Raw genomic sequence first — 18,882 nt, forward strand, 5'->3', positions numbered from 1 at the left:
GAAGGGCTGGTCCTGGAACTTCGGTTCCGGGACCAGTCCTTTTTTGCTTTCCTTTACTTCGAGTTCACGTTGCGCCCCGACCATCCCACATATGGGTACTGCAGCAATGCTCAGGGCCGCCGGCGTGGGTGTCGGTGACGAGGTCGTCGTACCTGCCTTCGGGAACGTGGAGGTCGCCGAGGCCGTGGCCCTGGTGGGCGCGTTGCCGGTCTTCGCCGACATAGATCCGGCGACGTACTGCCTGGACGCCTCTCTGGTGGAGGCGGCGCTGACGCCCAGGACCGCCGCCGTCGTCGTCGTGCACCGGTTCGGGCGGCCGGCGGACATGGGCTCCCTGCACCGGATCGGGGAGCGACACGGGCTGCTCGTGCTGGAGCAGGGCGAGTCCGAGGTGCCGTACGACGAGATAGCGCGACGCCGGCAGCGAGCGGCCTATCTCGACGGGAAGTTGAGGGGCGTGCGGACCCCCGACGGGGGTGACGGGCACACCTATCAGCAGTACGTGGTGCGGGTGCCGGGGAACGGGCGGCCGGACCGTGACGCCTTCGCCCGCGCCGTGCGGGGGAGGGGAGTCGAGTGCCGGGTGCCGGTGAAGACGCCCGTGCACCGGATGCCTGGCTTCCGGCGGTGTGTGTCTCTTCCGGAGACGGAGCGGGCCGTCGACGAGACTCTCGCGCTGCCCGTCGAGGCGGCGTTGACCAAGCGGGACATGCAGCGGATCGTGTCCGCCTGCAATGCGCTCGGTGGGCTGCTGCAACCCGCGCACTGAGGAAAGGCCGTGGTTGGGAGCACCGGCTTGTTCGGGGTATGATCTATTCCGTTGCCGCGAGGGAAACCTCGAAAGCGACAGGCCCCTATAGCTCAGTCGGCAGAGCGTCTCCATGGTAAGGAGAAGGTCAACGGTTCGATTCCGTTTGGGGGCTCCGGCACAAAGGCCCCGCCCATTCGGGCGGGGCCTTTCGCATGCCCTGGTCAGTCCGCCTGGGGCTCCGGGACGCGCATCGCGAGAATGGCCATGTCGTCGGACGGGGCGTCGGACGCGAAGCGCTCCACCGCGCGCATGATGCGGGCGGCCACCGCGCCCGCCGTCAGTCCGGTACAGGTGGTCAGGACGTCGGCGAGACCGTCGTCGCCCAGCATGCGCGTGCCCTCGCGGCGTTCGGTGACGCCGTCCGTGACACAGAGCAGGACGTCGCCCGGGTCGAGGGTGACCGTCTGCTCGTACAGCTCCAGGTCCTCGATGACGCCGAGGAGGGGCTGCGGTTCGGCGGCCGGTTCCACCGTGCCGTCCTGGCGCAGGCGGAGCGGGAGCGGATGGCCGGCGCAGACGACCTTCAACTCCGCGCTGCCGTCCTCCTGCGGGCGCATCTCGCCGTACAGCAGCGTCAGGAAGCGGCTGCGGGCACCCTCGTCGAGGATGGCGGAGTTGAGGCGCTGCAGGACCTCCGGGCCGCTGAGGCCTTCGCGGGCCAGCAGGCGCAGGGCGTGCCGGGCGAGACCGGTGACCGCGGCCGCGTTGGGGCCCGTACCGCAGACGTCGCCGATGGCGAAGCCGTAGGCGTCGTCGCTGATGGGGAAGAGGTCGTAGAAGTCGCCGCCGACCTCGTTGCCCTCGCCCGCGGCGCGGTAGATGACGTCGACCTCGACGCCGTCCACGACGGGCAGCTCCGGGGGCAGGAGGCTGCGCTGGAGGGACTGGCTGATGGCCGTGCGCTCCGAGTACAGGCGGGCGTTGTCCAGGGCCAGGGCGGCCCGGCGGGACAGGTCCTCGGCCAGTTCCAGGATCTCCTGGCGGAAGTGGTCGTCGGTGGGCTTGCCGAGGGTGAGCATGCCGATGACGCGGTTGCGGGCGACCAGCGGCAGGACCACGGTCTCGCCGCCGACCGCGGAGGCGGTGGCGAGGGTGGGGCCGATGCCGGTGCTCAGCGGCTGGGTGGCGCCGCCGCCGCTGAGGCCGAGGTCGCGCATGGAGGTGCGCAGCGCCGCCTGGTGGGCCATCTCGGCGGGCGCCGTCCACACCCGGGCGCCCGGGGTGGGCACCGGGTCGGGCGGGGCGATCTTCGACAGCAGGGACTTGATGCCGTCGATCAGCTCCTCGTCCTCGTGCAGGACGTAGGAGAGGTAGGGGTCCGAGGCCTGGTCGGCGATGGTGTAGACGGCGCACCAGGTGGCCAGCGTGGGGACCGTCATCTGGGCCATCAGGGCCAGCGTCTGGTCGCGGTCGAGGGTGCCGGCGAGGAGGTCGGAGGCCTCGACGAGGAAGCTGAGCGAACCGCGGCGCAGCCGCTCCAACTCGCCCAGGCGCGCCGACTCGACGGCGAGCGCGATGCGGTCGGCCGCGAACTGGAGGCGCAGCGCCTCCTCGTTGGAGTACCGGCCGGGGGCCTCGGCGGCGACGCCGAGGGAGCCGGTGAGGCGGCCCTCCACCTTGAGGGGGACGGTGACGACCGAGCGCATGCCCGTGCTGTTGAGCAGCGGGACCGCGCCGGGGACGGACTCCAGGTCGTCGTGGACGGCGGGCATGCGTGCCGAGCCGTAGCGGCCGGGGCCCGCCTCGACGGGGACGCGGGCGAAGCGCTGGCGGGCGGAGGGCAGTCCGGTGGAGGCGCGGACCTCCAACTCCGTTTCGTCGTCGGTCGCCAGGAGCAGGAAGGCGGCGTCGGCGTCGAGCATGTCCCGGGCGCGTTCGACCGTGCGCTGCAGGAGGCCGTCGAGGTCGTCCGGGGCGGGGGAGCCGATGAACACCTCGAAGGGGTCCGCGCTCTGGCCCTCGGCGGACGGGGCGTCGGAGGCCGGCACGCGCAACGGGGTCTGCAGCACCGCGCGTTCGTGGTCGCGCACGAGGAGGCAGACCGTGGAGGGCTCGCCGTCGGCGTCGCGGACGCGCAGGTGGGAGGCGTAGACCGGGGTGACGCGGCCGTTGGCGCCGCGCATGCCGTAGCTGCCCTCCCAGCGGGAGAGTTGGAGTGCCTCGGCGATGCCGGTGCTGGTGCCGGGGGTGTGCGGCCAGGCGGCGAGGTCGGTGAGCGGCTTGCCGGTGACCTGGTCGGCGGTGTAGCCGAACAGCTCCTCGGCGTCCTCGTTCCACGATGTGACCGCGCCGGTGCGGTCGATCTGGACGACGGCGACGCGTACCCGGCCGTCGGCGAGCGGCAGCAGGGCGGCCGGGAGGGAGGGGCCGGCGGCGCGGGTGCCGACGGGGCGCTCCGGCAGGTGGAGGTGGAACCAGACGTTCTTGAGGGTGGGTGTGTACTCCACGCCCCAGCGGTCGGCCAGGGCCGCGCACAGCTGGAGGCCGCGGCCGCCCTCGCGGTCGGGGCTGCCCATGTCGGCGGGGGAGCCCTGGAGGGGAACCTCGCGCTCCGGGTAGTGGTCGGCCACCTCGATGCGTACGCCGTCGTCGCTGCGCAGGCACAGGACGTCGGCGGTGGTGCCGGCGTGGACCACGGCATTGGTCACCAGTTCGCTGGTGAGCACCACGGCGTCGTCGACGATGTCGGCATGGCCCCAGCCCTGGAGCGTGTCGCGGACGAAGGACCGGGCGCTCGCCACGGATCGTCCGACGGGCTCGAAGCTGGCGGCCGCGCGCGCGGTGATCACTGAACTCCTCGTCCCTCTCTCCCCGTGCACGGCCTCATGGCCGACCGGCTCGCGCCGCTGCTGCGGCAGTCCACCCGTCGGCCCGGGATCCGGGGGCTGCTCCCCCGGGATCAGTCCGGTGGTCATTCCGGCCGCCCCTCCGATGCCCGCTCGTCTCCGTGCCACCGCCCAGACCGGACGGACCGGTTTGGCTGGACAGCCGTATGCAAGGTTACTTACCTTCGCCGTCCATCCGGATGCCGGTCTGCAGTGTTTCCGCCCAGAGGGTGTGCGGACGATGTGCGAAGCTGCCGAACTGTTATGGCCTGGTTCGGCCGGGGTGAAACACTGGGCAAGCTGCTTGTGAAGGTCCGGGCAGGTGAATGCACGCCGAGTCGGGTGGGCAGCAGCCCTGGAAGCGGTCCGGCGTGCCGGGCCGGATCGCCCGGCAGTACGGGAAACAAGCGGCAGGAACCGGTCCGCCGAGCGTTGGCGGCCCGGGCAAGCGGTATCGGTCGACCCCTGCGGGAGGGACACAGTGGAGTCTGGCGCAGCGACGCGGGCCACGAAGACGCGCGCGAAAGGCGGACAGTCCCTGAGTAACCAGGGCAAATCGCGGGGTGGTGGCGCGCGGACCGGCAGCACGACGGTGGACACCGCCGCGCTGAACCGGCTGCTCGCGGCGCTGGTGTCCATGCGCGAGGGGAATTTCCGCCGGCGGCTCACGGTGTCCGGCGACGGTGTGATGTCGGAGATCGCGGCGGTCTTCAACGAGGTGGCCGACCGCAATCTGCACCTCACGGGTGAGCTGGCGCGGGTGCGGCGCGTGGTCGGGCGTGAGGGAAAACTCACCGAGCGGCTGGAGACCGGGGCCTGCGAGGGGTCCTGGGCGGCCGCGATCGACCACTCGAACGCGCTGGTGGACGATCTCGTACGGCCGGTTTCCGAGGTCAGCCGGGTGCTGTCGGCGGTGGCGGACGGTGATCTGTCGCCCCGCATGGAGCTGCGGACGCAGAACGACGAGGGCACCGGGCAGCCGCTGCGCGGTGAGTTCCTGAAGGTCGGCCGGACGGTGAACAACCTGGTCGACCAGTTGTCGACGTTCACCGACGAGGTCACGCGGGTGGCGAGCGAGGTCGGCACCGAGGGCAAGCTGGGCGGTCAGGCCCGGGTGCGCGGCATGTCCGGGTCGTGGAAGGACCTGACGGACTCGGTCAACACGATGGCGTACCGGCTCACCGCGCAGGTGCGGGACATCGCGCTGGTGACGACGGCGGTGGCCAAGGGCGATCTGTCGCGCAAGGTCACGGTGCACGTGGCCGGCGAGATGCTGGAGCTGAAGAACACCGTCAACACGATGGTCGACCAGCTCTCCGCGTTCTCCTCCGAGGTGACGCGGGTGGCCCGTGAGGTGGGCACCGAGGGCGCCCTGGGCGGGCAGGCGCAGGTGCCGGGCGTGGCCGGGGTGTGGAAGGAGCTGACCGACTCCGTCAACACCATGGCCGGGAACCTGACGGCCCAGGTGCGGGAGATCTCCCACGTGACGACGGCGGTGGCCAACGGCGACCTGTCGAAGAAGGTGACGGTGCCGGCCCGCGGCGAGGTCGCGCAGCTCGCCGAGACGATCAACCAGATGACCGAGACGCTGCGGATCTTCGCGGACGAGGTCACGCGCGTGGCGAACGAGACGGGCGGGGAGGGGCAGCTCGGCGGGCAGGCGAACGTGCCGGGCGCGGCCGGCATCTGGAAGGACCTGACGGACTCCGTCAACACGGTCTTCCGGAACCTGACGACCCAGGTGCGGGACATCGCCGCGGTGACCACGGCCGTGGCCAGCGGTGACCTGTCGCAGAAGGTCACGGTGGACGTGGCCGGGGAGATGCTGGAGCTGAAGAACACCGTCAACACGATGGTGGACCAGCTCTCCGCCTTCGGCGCCGAGGTCACGCGCGTGGCCCGCGAGGTCGGTGTCGAGGGCGAGCTGGGCGGTCAGGCGCAGGTGCCGGGGGCGGCGGGGACGTGGAAGGACCTCACCGACTCCGTCAACACCGCGTTCCGCAACCTCACCGGTCAGGTGAGGAACATCGCCCAGGTGACGACGGCGGTGGCCAACGGCGACCTGTCGCAGAAGGTCACCGTGGACGTGTCCGGCGAGATGCTCCAGCTGAAAAACACCGTGAACACCATGGTGGACCAGCTGTCGTCCTTCGCCGACCAGGTCACGCGGATGGCCCGGGACGTGGGCACGGAGGGCCGCCTGGGCGGTCAGGCCCGGGTCGACGGCGTGTCCGGCACCTGGAAGGAGCTGACGGACTCCGTCAACTCCATGGCCGGCAATCTGACCTCCCAGGTGCGCAACATCGCGCAGGTGACGACGGCGGTGGCGCGCGGTGACCTGTCCCAGAAGATCGACGTCGACGCGCGCGGCGAGATCCTGGAGCTGAAGAACACCATCAACACGATGGTCGACCAGCTGTCGTCCTTCGCGGAGCAGGTCACGCGCGTGGCCCGCGAGGTGGGGACCGAGGGCCGGCTCGGCGGTCAGGCGCAGGTGCCCGGTGTCGCCGGTGTGTGGCGGGACCTGACCGACTCGGTGAACGGCATGGCCGGCAACCTCACCGCCCAGGTGCGCAACATCGCGCAGGTCGCGACGGCGGTGGCGCGCGGTGACCTGTCCCAGAAGATCACCGTGGACGCGCGCGGGGAGATCCTGGAGCTGAAGAACACCCTGAACACGATGGTGGACCAGCTGTCGTCGTTCGCCCAGGAGGTCACGCGCGTCGCGCGCGAGGTGGGTACCGAGGGCATCCTCGGCGGCCAGGCGGAGGTGCAGGGCGTCTCCGGCACCTGGAAGGACCTCACCCAGTCCGTGAACGGCATGGCCAACAACCTGACCATGCAGGTGCGCAACATCGCCGAGGTGACGACCGCGGTCGCCAAGGGCGACCTGTCGAAGAAGATCACCGTCGACGCCAAGGGCGAGATCCTCGAACTGGTCACCACCGTCAACACGATGGTGGACCAGCTGTCGTCCTTCGCCGAGCAGGTCACGCGGGTGGCCCGCGAGGTGGGCACCGAGGGCATCCTGGGCGGCCAGGCGAGCGTGCCCGGCGTCGTGGGCATCTGGAAGGACCTCAACGACAACGTCAACCTGATGGCCAAGAACCTCACGGTCCAGGTGCGGAACATCTCCCAGGTGGCGGCGGCGGTGGCCAACGGCGACCTGACGCGGACGGTGACGATCGAGGCGCGCGGCGAGGTCGCGCAGCTCGCCGACACCTTCAACACCATGGTGCGGACGCTGCGGTCCTTCGCCGACCAGGTGACCAAGGTGGCCCGCGAGGTGGGCACCGACGGCATCCTGGGCGGCCAGGCGCAGGTGCCGGGCGTGTCGGGGACGTGGAAGGACCTCACCGAGTCGGTGAACCAGATGGCGTCCAACCTGACCGGTCAGGTGCGCAACATCGCCATGGTCACCACGGCGATCGCGAAGGGCGACCTGACCAAGAAGATCGACATCGACGCGCGCGGCGAGATCCTGGAGCTGAAGACGACCATCAACACGATGGTCGACCAGCTGTCGTCGTTCGCCGAGGAGGTCACCCGGGTCGCCCGCGAGGTGGGCACGGAGGGGCAGCTCGGCGGCCAGGCCCGCGTCCGGGACGTCGACGGCACCTGGCGCGACCTGACGGAGTCCGTGAACGAGATGGCCGGGAACCTCACCCGGCAGGTGCGGGCCATCGCGCGCGTGGCGACCGCGGTGACCCGCGGTGACCTCAACCTGAAGATCGACGTGGACGCCTCCGGGGAGATCTCGGAGCTGCAGGACTACATCAACAAGATGATCGCCAACCTGCGCGACACCACGATCGCCAACAAGGAGCAGGACTGGCTCAAGGGCAATCTGGCCCGGATCTCCGGTCTGATGCAGGGCCGCCGCGACCTCCAGGACGTGGCCTCGCTGATCATGAGCGAGCTGACGCCCGTGGTCTCCGCCCAGCACGGGGCGTTCTTCCTCGCGATGCCCCTGGTCGACGGGCAGGAGCAGGCGGGCGCCGAGGGCGACGCGTACGAGCTGCGGATGCTCGGGTCGTACGGCTACTCGATGGGCTCGATGCCGACTTCGTTCCGGCCGGGTGAGGCGCTGGTCGGCACGGCCGCCAAGGAGAAGCGCACGATCCTCGTGGAGAACGCGCCGACCGGCTACCTGAAGATCTCCTCCGGGCTCGGCGAAGCCCCGCCCGCGCAGGTGATCGTGCTGCCGGTGCTGTTCGAGGGGCAGGTGCTCGGCGTCATCGAGCTGGCGTCGTTCACGCCGTTCACGCACATCCAGAAGGACTTCCTGAACCAGATCGCCGAGATGATCGCGACGAGCGTCAACACCATCTCCGTGAACACCAAGACGGAGGTGCTGCTGAGCCAGTCGCAGGAGCTGACCGAGCAACTGCGGGAGCGGTCGGAGGAGTTGGAGCAGCGGCAGAAGGCGCTCCAGTCGTCCAACGCCGAACTGGAGGAGAAGGCCGAACTGCTGGCGCAGCAGAACCGCGACATCGAGGTGAAGAACACCGAGATCGAAGAGGCCCGGCAGGTCCTGGAGGAGCGTGCCGAGCAACTCGCGGTCTCCATGCGCTACAAGAGCGAGTTCCTGGCCAACATGTCGCACGAGTTGCGTACGCCGCTCAACTCGCTGCTGATTCTGGCCAAGTTGCTCGCCGACAACGCCGACGCCAACCTCACCCCGAAGCAGGTCGAGTTCGCCGAGACGATCCACGGCGCCGGCTCCGACCTGCTCCAGCTGATCAACGACATCCTCGACCTGTCGAAGGTCGACGCGGGGAAGATGGACGTCTCCCCGACCCGCATCGCACTCGTACAGCTCGTGGACTACGTGGAGGCCACCTTCCGGCCGCTGAGCGCGGAGAAGGGCCTGGACCTGTCGGTGCGGGTGTCGCCGGGGCTGCCCGCCACCATGCACACCGACGAGCAGCGGCTGCTCCAGGTGCTGCGCAACCTGCTGTCCAACGCGGTGAAGTTCACCGACTCGGGCTCCGTCGAACTGGTCATCCGCCCGGCCCGGGACGAGGTCCCGCAGGCCATCCGGGAGCAGTTGCTGGAGGCCGGTTCGGTGAGCGACCCGGACGCCGAGCTGATCGCGTTCTCGGTGAGCGACACGGGCATCGGCATCGCGGCCAGCAAGATGCAGGTGATCTTCGAGGCGTTCAAGCAGGCCGACGGCACCACCAGCCGCAAGTACGGCGGAACGGGCCTCGGGCTGTCCATCTCGCGGGAGATCGCGCAGCTGCTCGGCGGGGAGATCCACGCGCAGAGCGAGCCGGGCCGCGGTTCGACGTTCACGCTCTACCTGCCGCTGCACCCGAGCGAGCTGCCCCCGCACGGCTACCAGCAGCCGCTGCCCTCCGTGGAGGCCGGGGAGCTGCCGGCGTCCCCGGGCGCCGCGGGCGAGCTGCCGGACACGGAGTTCGAGACGTCGGCCGAGGCGACGTCGTACCAGGACCCGCAGAGCGGTGCGGCGGCCCTGTTCCGGCGTCGGCGCAAGTCGGCGGCGGAGAGCGAGGGCCGGCCCGAGCCGCAGGAGCGGCAGCCGGGTGCCGGGCAGGAGTCGGCCCCGCATGCGAGCCGGGGCATCCGGTTCGGCGGGCAGAAGGTCCTGATCGTCGACGACGACATCCGCAACGTCTTCGCGCTCACCAGCGTCCTGGAGCAGCACGGCCTGTCCGTGCTGTACGCCGAGAACGGGCGCGAGGGCATCGAGGTGCTGGAGCAGCACGAGGACGTGGCGGTCGTCCTGATGGACATCATGATGCCCGAGATGGACGGGTACGCGACGACCACGGCGATCCGCCGGATGCCCCAGTTCGCCGGTCTGCCGATCATCGCGCTGACCGCGAAGGCGATGAAGGGCGACCGGGAGAAGGCCATCGAGTCCGGCGCCTCCGACTACGTGACGAAGCCGGTCGACCCCGACCACCTGCTGACGGTGATGCAGCAGTGGATGCGTGAGGAGTGAGCGCGGGGGAGCCGGTGCGGCGGGCGGAAGCCGGGACCGGACCGGGGCCGGTGCCGGGACCCGGCCGAGGACCGGGGGCCCGGGCCTGGCGGGAAGCGGTCGGTACGCTCGGACCCCGGGCCCGTAGTACGTTCGGGCACGGTGTCCTCGTCCCTGCGGGCACCTTCCGTGCGGCTCGTCCGGGCGGTGTGCGAACGTGGGGTGTGTGTAAACGGCGGGAACCTTCGGCGTTCACGCGGAGTCGCTGACTCAGCGTGCCCGAAGCCGTGTAGGAGTACGGGATTCGGGGAACCTTCTGGTCTCCCGCCGCGTTTCTGCTACGAGCACAGTGACATCACGGTGACAGGGTGTGGCGACAGGCGGGGTGCGGCTACGATGACCGGCACAAGGACGGACGGCGCAAGGGAGCCGTCCCCCGGGGCGGCACCCGCCGGTGCCGTGCCAGGTCCTGTGGACAGGGGAGGCCCCACGCCGGGGCGAGGAGGGCGGGCCATGGTGCAGAAGGCCAAGATCCTCCTGGTCGATGACCGGCCGGAGAATCTGCTTGCGCTGGAGGCGATCCTCTCGGCGCCCGATCAGACGCTGGTGCGGGCATCGTCCGGGGAGGAAGCGCTCAAAGCACTGCTCACGGACGACTTCGCGGTCATTCTGCTGGACGTCCAGATGCCGGGCATGGACGGTTTCGAGACCGCCGCGCACATCAAGCGACGGGAGCGGACCCGGGACATCCCGATCATCTTCCTCACGGCGATCAACCACGGCCCGCACCACACCTTCCGCGGGTACGCGGCGGGCGCGGTGGACTACATCTCCAAGCCGTTCGACCCCTGGGTGCTGCGCGCCAAGGTCTCGGTCTTCGTCGAGCTGTACATGAAGAACTGCCAGCTGCGCGAGCAGGCGGCGCTGCTGAGGCTCCAGTTGGAGGGCAACGGCAAGGCCGAGGCGGGCGAGGCCAAGGAGCCGGCGGGGCTGCTCGCCGAGCTGTCGGCGCGGCTGGCGGCCGTGGAGGAGCAGGCGGAGGCGCTGTCGAAGCAGCTCGGCGACGAGTCGACGGACGCTGCCGCGGTGGCGACGGCCGCCCACCTGGAGCGCAAGCTCACGGGACTGCGGCGGGCGCTGGACGCCCTGGAGCCGGGCGCGTCCGGCGGCCAGGCCGCCGTCAACTGACGCCGCGGGGGCCTGTGAGGGCTTGTCAGGGGCGGTAGCGGAAGCGTCAGTTCCGTCCCCGGCGCGGGGACGACACGAACGGGTGAAGCGGTAGGCACACGTGTCGACCGGCGCCTCCCCCGGTAACCTCACACCCATGGCCTCACGTCCCTCCGCAGCCAAGAAGCAGACCGCGAAGAAGGCGGCCGCTCCCGCGAAGGGTCCCGCCAAGAAGACCGCCGCGAAGAAGGCACCCGCGAAAAAGGCGCCGGCCAAGAAGGCGCCCGCCAAGAAGGCCGCGGCGAAGAAGCCCGCGCCCAAACCGGCTCCGAACCCCACCGGGGGCGTCTACCGGCTGGTGCGCGCCCTCTGGCTGGGCCTCGCGCACGCGGTGGGCGCCGTCTTCCGCGGCATAGGGCAGGGCGCCAAGAACCTCGACCCGGCCCACCGCAAGGACGGCGTCGCCCTGTTGCTGCTCGGCGTCGCGCTGATCGTCGCGGCGGGCACCTGGGCCGACCTCAAGGGCCCCGTCGGCGACCTCGTCGAGATCCTCGTCACCGGCGCCTTCGGCCGCCTCGACCTGCTCGTGCCGATCCTGCTCGGCGCCATCGCCGTACGCCTGATCCGGCACCCCGAGAAGCCCGAGGCCAACGGGCGGATCGTGATCGGGCTGTCCGCGCTCGTCATCGGCGTGCTCGGCCAGGTGCACATCGCCTGCGGCTCCCCGGCGCGCAGCGCGGGCATGCAGGCCATAAGGGATGCCGGCGGCCTCATCGGCTGGGGCGCGGCGACCCCGCTGTCGTACACGATGACCGATGTGCTGGCCGTGCCGCTGCTGGTGCTGCTCACGCTCTTCGGGCTGCTGGTCGTCACCGCCACCCCGGTCAACGCGATTCCGCAGCGGCTGCGGCAGCTCGGGGTGCGGCTCGGCGTGGTGCACGACCCGGCGGCGGACGAGTTCACCGAGGACGACGAGCGCTACGACGAGCAGTGGCGCGAGGCGCTGCCGGCCCGGCCCCGCAGGCGCGGCGCACCGGCGGCCGCCGAGCCGTACGACCCCGACGCGGCCGAGCAGGAGGCGCTCAACAGGCGCCGCGGCAGGCCCCGGCGGTCGGCCGTGCCGCAGCCCGAGATGAACCGGCCGATGGACGCCGTGGACGTCGCCGCCGCCGCGGCCGCCGCGCTCGACGGCGCCGTACTGCACGGGATGCCGCCCTCGCCGCTGGTCGCCGACCTCACCCAGGGCGTGAGCACGGGGGACCGCGAGTCCACGACCCCGACGCCCACGCCGGTGCCGGCCGCGCGGCCGCAGCCGGGCAAGCTCAAGAAGGACCCCGCGAAGGAGTCCGACCGGGAACCGGCGGGCGGTGCGGTCCCCGACCTCACCAAGACGCCGCCGCCCAAGGAGCGGGACCTGCCGCCGCGCGCCGAGCAGCTCCAGCTGTCCGGCGACATCACGTACTCCCTGCCGTCCCTCGACTCCCTCACGCGCGGCGGTCCCGGCAAGGCGCGCAGCGCCGCCAACGACGCCATAGTGGACTCCCTGACCACCGTCTTCACCGAGTTCAAGGTCGACGCCGCCGTCACCGGCTTCACCCGCGGCCCGACGGTCACGCGCTACGAGGTGGAGCTGGGCCCCGCCGTGAAGGTCGAGCGGATCACCGCGCTGACCAAGAACATCGCGTACGCCGTCGCCAGCCCCGACGTGCGGATCATCAGCCCGATCCCCGGCAAGTCCGCGGTCGGCATCGAGATCCCCAACACCGACCGGGAGATGGTCAACCTCGGCGACGTGCTCCGCCTCGCCGAGTCCGCCGAGGACGACGACCCGATGCTGGTCGCCTTCGGCAAGGACGTCGAGGGCGGCTACGTCATGCACTCGCTGGCGAAGATGCCGCACATGCTGGTGGCCGGCGCCACCGGCTCCGGCAAGTCGTCCTGCATCAACTGCCTGATCACCTCGATCATGATGCGGGCGACCCCGGAGGACGTCCGGATGATCCTGGTCGACCCCAAGCGCGTCGAGCTGACCGCGTACGAGGGCATCCCGCACCTGATCACGCCGATCATCACCAACCCCAAGCGGGCCGCCGAGGCGCTCCAGTGGGTCGTGCGCGAGATGGACCTGCGCTACGACGACCTCGCCGCCTACGGCTACCGGCACATCGACGACTTCAACCGCGCGGTGCGCGAGGGCAAGGTCAAGCCGCCCGAGGGCAGCGAGCGCGAACTCCAGCCGTACCCCTACCTGCTGGTGATCGTGGACGAGCTGGCCGACCTGATGATGGTGGCGCCGCGCGACGTCGAGGACGCGATCGTGCGGATCACCCAGCTCGCGCGCGCGGCCGGCATCCACCTCGTACTGGCCACCCAGCGGCCCTCCGTGGACGTCGTCACCGGTCTGATCAAGGCCAACGTGCCCTCCCGGCTCGCCTTCGCCACCTCCTCGCTCGCCGACTCCCGGGTCATCCTCGACCAGCCCGGCGCCGAGAAGCTGATCGGCAAGGGCGACGGCCTCTTCCTGCCGATGGGCGCGAACAAGCCGACCCGCATGCAGGGCGCGTTCGTGACCGAGGAGGAGGTCGCGGCCGTCGTCCAGCACTGCAAGGACCAGATGGCGCCGGTCTTCCGGGACGACGTCACCGTGGGCACCAAGCAGAAGAAGGAGATCGACGAGGACATCGGCGACGACCTCGACCTGCTGTGCCAGGCGGCCGAGCTGGTGGTCTCCACGCAGTTCGGGTCGACCTCGATGCTCCAGCGCAAGCTGCGCGTCGGCTTCGCCAAGGCCGGGCGGCTGATGGACCTGATGGAGTCACGGAGCATCGTCGGGCCGAGCGAAGGCTCAAAGGCTCGTGACGTTCTTGTGAAGCCTGACGAGCTGGACGGCGTGCTCGCGGTGATCCGGGGGGAGTCTGAAGGGTAGGGAGCGGCGCGCGAGGGGGTTCCGCCGACGGAGTGGCAGGACGGCCGGGCGGCCGATCGTGACTCACCCGTTAGGGATCATTGAGCAACCGTTTCCCCATGCCCTACGTCAAGTTGAGGGAAGTGACAAACAGGTAGTCCACCATCGGGGTGCCGGGCCATTCCGATGGCGTAAAGGTCGTACCGCCCGGTTGCCCCACCCGTTTGCACCCCCCCTAGACTGAACGCCCAGCACAGGCGGCAAACGCTCGAAAGGCGCCCCCCGTGTCCAACGGAAACTCCCCCGAAGACGAGCGTCCGATCGAAGACGTGTCCCGAGACGTCCCTGCCGACGTCTCCGAGGAAACCCGCCCCTCCGTGGGCCGCGCCCTGCAGCAGGCCCGGATCGCCGCCGGGCTGACCGTCGACGACATCACCACCGCCACCCGGGTCCGCATCGCCATCGTGCACGCCATCGAGGCGGACGACTTCGCGCCCTGCGGCGGCGACGTCTACGCGCGCGGTCACATCCGCACCCTGGCCAAGGCCGTCGGGCTCGACCCGGCCGAACTGCTCGCGCAGTTCGACGCCGAGCACGGCGGGCGACCGGCTCCGACCCCCGCCGCGCCTCTGTTCGAGGCGGAACGCATCCGTCCCGAGCGGCGCGGGCCCAACTGGACCGCCGCCATGGTCGCCGCGATCGTCGCGGTGATCGGTTTCGTGGGCTTCACCTTCGTCAAGGGCGGCGACGACGGCGGCAACGAGGCCAGCGTCGCCGAGGGCGCCCAGCCGTCGTCCGGCGAGTCCGCCTCGTCGAGCGCCAAGCCCGACAAGCCCGCCGACCCCAAGCCGGAACCGAGCGACAGCGCCATCGCCGCCGCGCCCGCCGACAAGGTGACCGTCAAGGTCAGCGCCACCGAGGGCCGCAGCTGGATCTCCGCCCAGGACCACAACGGCCGGCTGCTCTTCGACGGACTCCTCAAGCAGGGCGACTCCAAGACCTTCCAGGACAACGAGAAGGTCAAGCTCGTCCTCGGCGACGCCGGAGCCATCCAGCTCTACGTCAACGGCAAGAAGATCGAGGACGACTTCCAGCCCGGCGCCGTGGAGCGCCTGACGTACACGAAGGGCGACCCGCAGGTCGGATAGGGACCCGGGGGACGAGTCGGGACGGGGTTGGCCGGGATCGGCCAACCCCTTCGACATGGGCTGTCGGCGGGACGAAGTAGTCTTGAGCCCATGCCTGAAAGCCGTACCGTCGCACTCGTCACCCTTGGCTGCGCCCGTAACGAGGTGGACTCGGAGGAGCTCGCAGGCCGTCTGGAGGCGGACGGCTGGAAGCTCGTCGACGACGCCGAGGAAGCGGACGTCGCCGTCGTGAACACGTGCGGCTTCGTCGAGGCCGCCAAGAAGGACTCCGTGGACGCCCTCCTGGAGGCCAACGACCTCAAGGGCCACGGAAGAACGCAGGCCGTCGTGGCGGTGGGCTGCATGGCCGAGCGGTACGGCAAGGAGCTGGCCGACGCCCTCCCGGAGGCCGACGGCGTCCTCGGCTTCGACGACTACGCCGACATCTCCGACCGCCTGCAGACCATCCTGAACGGCGGCATCCACGCCGCCCACACCCCGCGCGACCGGCGCAAGCTGCTGCCGATCAGCCCCGCCGAGCGGCAGGAGGCCGGCGCCGCCGTCGCCCTGCCCGGGCACGGCCCGAGCGACCTGCCCGAGGGCGTCGCCCCCGCCTCCGGGCCCCGCGCGCCGCTGCGCCGCCGCCTGGACGGCTCCCCGGTCGCCTCGGTGAAGCTGGCCTCCGGCTGCGACCGGCGCTGCTCCTTCTGCGCCATCCCGTCCTTCCGCGGCTCCTTCATCTCGCGCCGCCCCAGCGACGTGCTGAACGAGACCCGGTGGCTGGCCGAGCAGGGCGTCAAGGAGATCATGCTGGTCTCCGAGAACAACACCTCCTACGGCAAGGACCTCGGCGACATCCGCCTGCTGGAGTCGCTGCTGCCGAACCTGGCCGAGGTCGACGGCATCGAGCGGGTGCGCGTCAGCTACCTCCAGCCGGCCGAGATGCGCCCCGGCCTGATCGACGTGCTGACCTCGACGCCGAAGGTCGCGCCCTACTTCGACCTCTCCTTCCAGCACTCCGCGCCGAACGTGCTGCGCGCGATGCGCCGCTTCGGCGACACCGACCGCTTCCTGGAGCTGCTCGACACCATCCGGAGCAAGGCCCCCGAGGCGGGTGTGCGCTCCAACTTCATCGTCGGCTTCCCCGGCGAGTCCGAGGCCGACCTCGCCGAGCTGGAGCGGTTCCTGAACCACGCCCGCCTGGACGCCATCGGCGTCTTCGGGTACTCCGACGAGGAGGGCACCGAGGCGGCGACCTACGCCGACAAGCTGGACGAGGACGTCGTCGCCGAGCGGCTGGCCCGCGTCTCCCGCCTGGCCGAGGAGCTGGTCTCGCAGCGGGCCGACGAGCGCGTCGGCGCGACCGTGCGGGTACTCGTCGAGTCCGTGGACCCGGCCGACGAGGGCGACGCTGTCCGCGGCCGCGCGGAGCACCAGGCGCCGGAGACGGACGGCCAGGTGGTGCTCACGAGCGGCGAGGGCCTGAGCGTCGGTCGTATGGTCGACGCGAAGGTGGTCGGTACGGAGGGCGTCGACCTGGTGGCCGAACCGCTGCTGGGCTCGCCCGAGTGGAGTGAGGAGGCCGGCAGATGACCGGAGTCCCGGCGTCCGCGGCGGGCGGCTCCTCCAGCGCGCGCAGGACCGGCCCGCGCGGCACCTCGGGCCCGGCGGCGCAGGAACCGGCCGGGCGTACGACTCCGGGGGGCGCCGTGGAACGGGATGCGGGAGAGCGGCGGGGCGCGACCGAGGGCGGCGCCGGCGGGCGCGGTGGCAAGATCGCCGCCGCGGCCGTCAACCAGGCGAGCGTCTGGAACGTCGCCAATCTGCTGACGATGCTCCGGCTGCTGCTCGTGCCGGCCTTCGTCGCGCTGATGCTCGGCAACGGCGGGTACGACCCGGCGTGGCGCTCCTTCGCCTGGGCCGCCTTCGCCATCGCCATGATCACCGACCTCTTCGACGGGCACCTGGCGCGCACCTACAACCTCGTCACCGACTTCGGGAAGATCGCCGACCCCATCGCCGACAAGGCGATCATGGGCGCGGCGCTCATCTGCCTCTCCGCGCTGGGTGACCTGCCGTGGTGGGTGACCGCCGTCATCCTCGGCCGGGAACTCGGCATCACCGTCCTGCGTTTCGTGGTCATCCGGTACGGCGTCATCCCCGCGAGCCGGGGCGGCAAGCTCAAGACCCTCACCCAGGGCATCGCCGTCGGCATGTACGTGCTGGCGCTCACGGGGCCCCTGGCCACCCTGAGGTTCTGGGTGATGGCCGTGGCGGTCGTCCTGACCGTGGCGACCGGACTGGACTATGTGAAGCAGGCCATTGTGCTGCGCCGCCGGGGAATCGCCGACCGCAGAGCGGCGTTGAAGGAGACGGAAGCTTGAGTTCCAGGGCTGCCGACGTGGTGCGACTACTCACCGTCAGGGGCGAGACCCTCGCGGTCGCCGAGTCACTGACCGGCGGAATGGTCGCTGCCGCGCTCACGGCGGTCCCCGGAGCGTCCAAGGCCTTCCGGGGCTCCGTCACCGCCTATGCGACGGTGCTGAAGCAGGAGCTGCTCGGCGTCGACGGCGACCTGCTCGCCGCCCGCGGTGCCGTGGACCCGCAGGTCGCCGCCCAGATGGCGGCAGGTGTACGTGCGGCGCTGGGCGCCGACTGGGGCATCGCGACGACGGGCGTCGCCGGCCCGGAGCCGCAGGACGGACAGCCCGTGGGAACTGTCTTCGTGGCCGTGGAGGGGCCCTTCGGGGCGGCGCAGGGTTGCGCCGATGGCGGAAAAGTGGAGGCGCTGCGGTTGAACGGCGACCGCGCGGAAATTCGTATGGAGAGTGTACGGAGCGTACTCGCACTTCTTTTGAGGGAGCTTGCGAGCGAACAGACCGGGAATGAGCGGGCACAGGATACGGAACGGAACGGGGGGTTTTGATGTTTGCAGCCCTGAGTGAACACGACATCGCTCCCCGCACGGCCGCGGCGCGAGGCGGTACGGTGGGGCGTGAAGGATGCGGTTACACGGTCCGAGGAGGGAGCCACCGATGATTCTGCTCCGTCGCCTGCTGGGTGACGTGCTGCGTCGGCAGCGCCAACGCCAGGGCCGTACTCTGCGCGAAGTCTCCTCGTCCGCCCGAGTCTCACTCGGCTATCTCTCCGAGGTGGAGCGGGGGCAGAAGGAGGCTTCTTCCGAGCTGCTCTCCGCCATCTGCGACGCGCTGGACGTACGGATGTCCGAGCTCATGCGGGAAGTGAGCGACGAACTCGCCCTCGCCGAGCTGGCCCAGTCCGCTGCGGCGACACCCAGCGAGACCGTACCGGCACCGGTGCGCCCGATGCTGGGTTCCGTCTCGGTGACCGGCGTGCCACCGGAACGGGTGACCATCAAGGCGCCCGCCGAGGCAGTGGACGTCGTCGCCGCCTGAGCGCCCGAGAACGTGTGCGTGTGAGACCCCGGCCGGGGTCGCTCCGGGAGACCGGAGGGATCCGGGCCGGGGTCTTCGCATGCCCGGGAGAGCACCGGGGAGCCCGGGCCTGAGCGCCGTGTGCGGTGCGGCCGCCCGGTTTGCCGGTCCGTTGCGGTGCGGTCATCGTGGAGGGAGATGGCCGGGGGGCGAACCGACGGAGGCGTGAATGTACGTCGTGAAGAGCCCGTTGTCCGACGCGGACCTGAAGACCGTCTCCGAGGCGTTGCAGGGCGCTCTCGTCGACCTGGTCGACCTGGCCCTGGTGGCGAAGCAGATCCACTGGAACGTGGTCGGCCCGCGCTTCCGCTCCGTACACCTCCAGCTGGACGAACTGGTCGGCACCGCCCGCACGCACTCGGACACCGTGGCGGAACGCGCCTCGGCGCTCGGCGTCTCCCCCGACGGGCGGGCTGCGACCGTCGCCGTCGGCAGCGGCATCGACGTGACCCCCGAGGGGTGGGTCGACGACACGACCGCGGTGCAGACCATCGTGGACGCGCTGGGCGCGGTGATCGGACGGATGCGTGAGCGGATCGCCGCGAGCGGTGAGCCCGATCCCGTGAGCCAGGACATCTTCATCCAGATCACGGCCGACCTGGAGAAGCAGCACTGGATGTTCCAGGCGGAAAACGGCTGACG

11 protein-coding genes and 1 tRNA gene are annotated in these 18,882 nt (G+C 70.8%); 11 read left to right on the forward strand and 1 reads right to left on the reverse strand.

Annotation, left to right across the window (positions count from 1 at the left end):
- Nucleotides 1–106 precede the first annotated feature (106 nt).
- Entirely contained in the window at nucleotides 107–769 is a 663-nt protein-coding gene (locus K7854_RS31865; protein ID WP_226030061.1) for a DegT/DnrJ/EryC1/StrS family aminotransferase, read from the forward strand.
- Nucleotides 770–850: 81 nt separating this feature from the next.
- Nucleotides 851–923 (forward strand) — tRNA-Thr (locus K7854_RS31870).
- A 49-nt stretch (nucleotides 924–972) separates the two neighbouring features.
- Here the strand turns inward: K7854_RS31870 and K7854_RS31875 are convergent.
- Nucleotides 973–3,726, reverse strand: coding sequence for a SpoIIE family protein phosphatase (locus tag K7854_RS31875; protein WP_226030031.1), 2,754 nt, complete (start codon nucleotides 3,724–3,726; stop codon nucleotides 973–975).
- Between the two features lie 391 nt (nucleotides 3,727–4,117).
- Here K7854_RS31875 and K7854_RS31880 point away from each other — a divergent pair, with 391 nt between their 5' ends.
- The 9 genes from K7854_RS31880 to K7854_RS31920 all read left to right on the forward strand — a co-directional run bounded on the left by K7854_RS31880 (nucleotide 4,118) and on the right by K7854_RS31920 (nucleotide 18,880).
- Complete coding sequence (locus K7854_RS31880) at nucleotides 4,118–9,607, forward strand: HAMP domain-containing protein (protein ID WP_226030032.1); 5,490 nt, start codon at nucleotides 4,118–4,120, stop codon at nucleotides 9,605–9,607.
- Between the two features lie 492 nt (nucleotides 9,608–10,099).
- Nucleotides 10,100–10,774, forward strand: a complete 675-nt coding sequence (locus K7854_RS31885) for a response regulator (protein WP_226030033.1) — start codon at nucleotides 10,100–10,102, stop codon at nucleotides 10,772–10,774.
- 136 nt (nucleotides 10,775–10,910) lie between these two features.
- Nucleotides 10,911–13,679: a DNA translocase FtsK gene (locus tag K7854_RS31890; protein ID WP_226030034.1), complete on the forward strand. Its 2,769-nt coding sequence runs from the start codon at nucleotides 10,911–10,913 to the stop codon at nucleotides 13,677–13,679.
- A gap of 263 nt (nucleotides 13,680–13,942) precedes the next feature.
- On the forward strand, nucleotides 13,943–14,806 hold the full coding sequence (locus tag K7854_RS31895) for a helix-turn-helix domain-containing protein (protein WP_226030035.1): 864 nt from the start codon (nucleotides 13,943–13,945) through the stop codon (nucleotides 14,804–14,806).
- A 90-nt stretch (nucleotides 14,807–14,896) separates the two neighbouring features.
- Complete coding sequence (gene rimO / locus K7854_RS31900) at nucleotides 14,897–16,378, forward strand: 30S ribosomal protein S12 methylthiotransferase RimO (RefSeq protein WP_226030036.1); 1,482 nt, start codon at nucleotides 14,897–14,899, stop codon at nucleotides 16,376–16,378.
- On the forward strand, nucleotides 16,375–17,169 hold the full coding sequence (gene pgsA / locus K7854_RS31905) for a CDP-diacylglycerol--glycerol-3-phosphate 3-phosphatidyltransferase (RefSeq protein ID WP_226030037.1): 795 nt from the start codon (nucleotides 16,375–16,377) through the stop codon (nucleotides 17,167–17,169). Before rimO ends, pgsA begins: the two co-directional genes overlap by 4 nt.
- Nucleotides 17,166–17,711 (forward strand): CinA family protein, encoded by a 546-nt coding sequence (locus K7854_RS31910; RefSeq protein ID WP_226030038.1) that lies wholly within the window; start codon nucleotides 17,166–17,168, stop codon nucleotides 17,709–17,711. Before pgsA ends, K7854_RS31910 begins: the two co-directional genes overlap by 4 nt.
- Nucleotides 17,712–17,820: 109 nt before the next feature.
- The gene (locus K7854_RS31915) at nucleotides 17,821–18,201 is read left to right on the forward strand and encodes a helix-turn-helix domain-containing protein (protein WP_007387871.1); all 381 of its coding nucleotides are present in this window, start codon (nucleotides 17,821–17,823) and stop codon (nucleotides 18,199–18,201) included.
- Between the two features lie 208 nt (nucleotides 18,202–18,409).
- The gene (locus K7854_RS31920) at nucleotides 18,410–18,880 is read left to right on the forward strand and encodes a Dps family protein (protein WP_226030039.1); all 471 of its coding nucleotides are present in this window, start codon (nucleotides 18,410–18,412) and stop codon (nucleotides 18,878–18,880) included.
- Nucleotides 18,881–18,882 lie beyond the last annotated feature (2 nt).

The organism is Streptomyces hyderabadensis (assembly GCF_020404845.1).
Taxonomy (GTDB): Bacteria; Actinomycetota; Actinomycetes; order Streptomycetales; family Streptomycetaceae; genus Streptomyces; species Streptomyces hyderabadensis.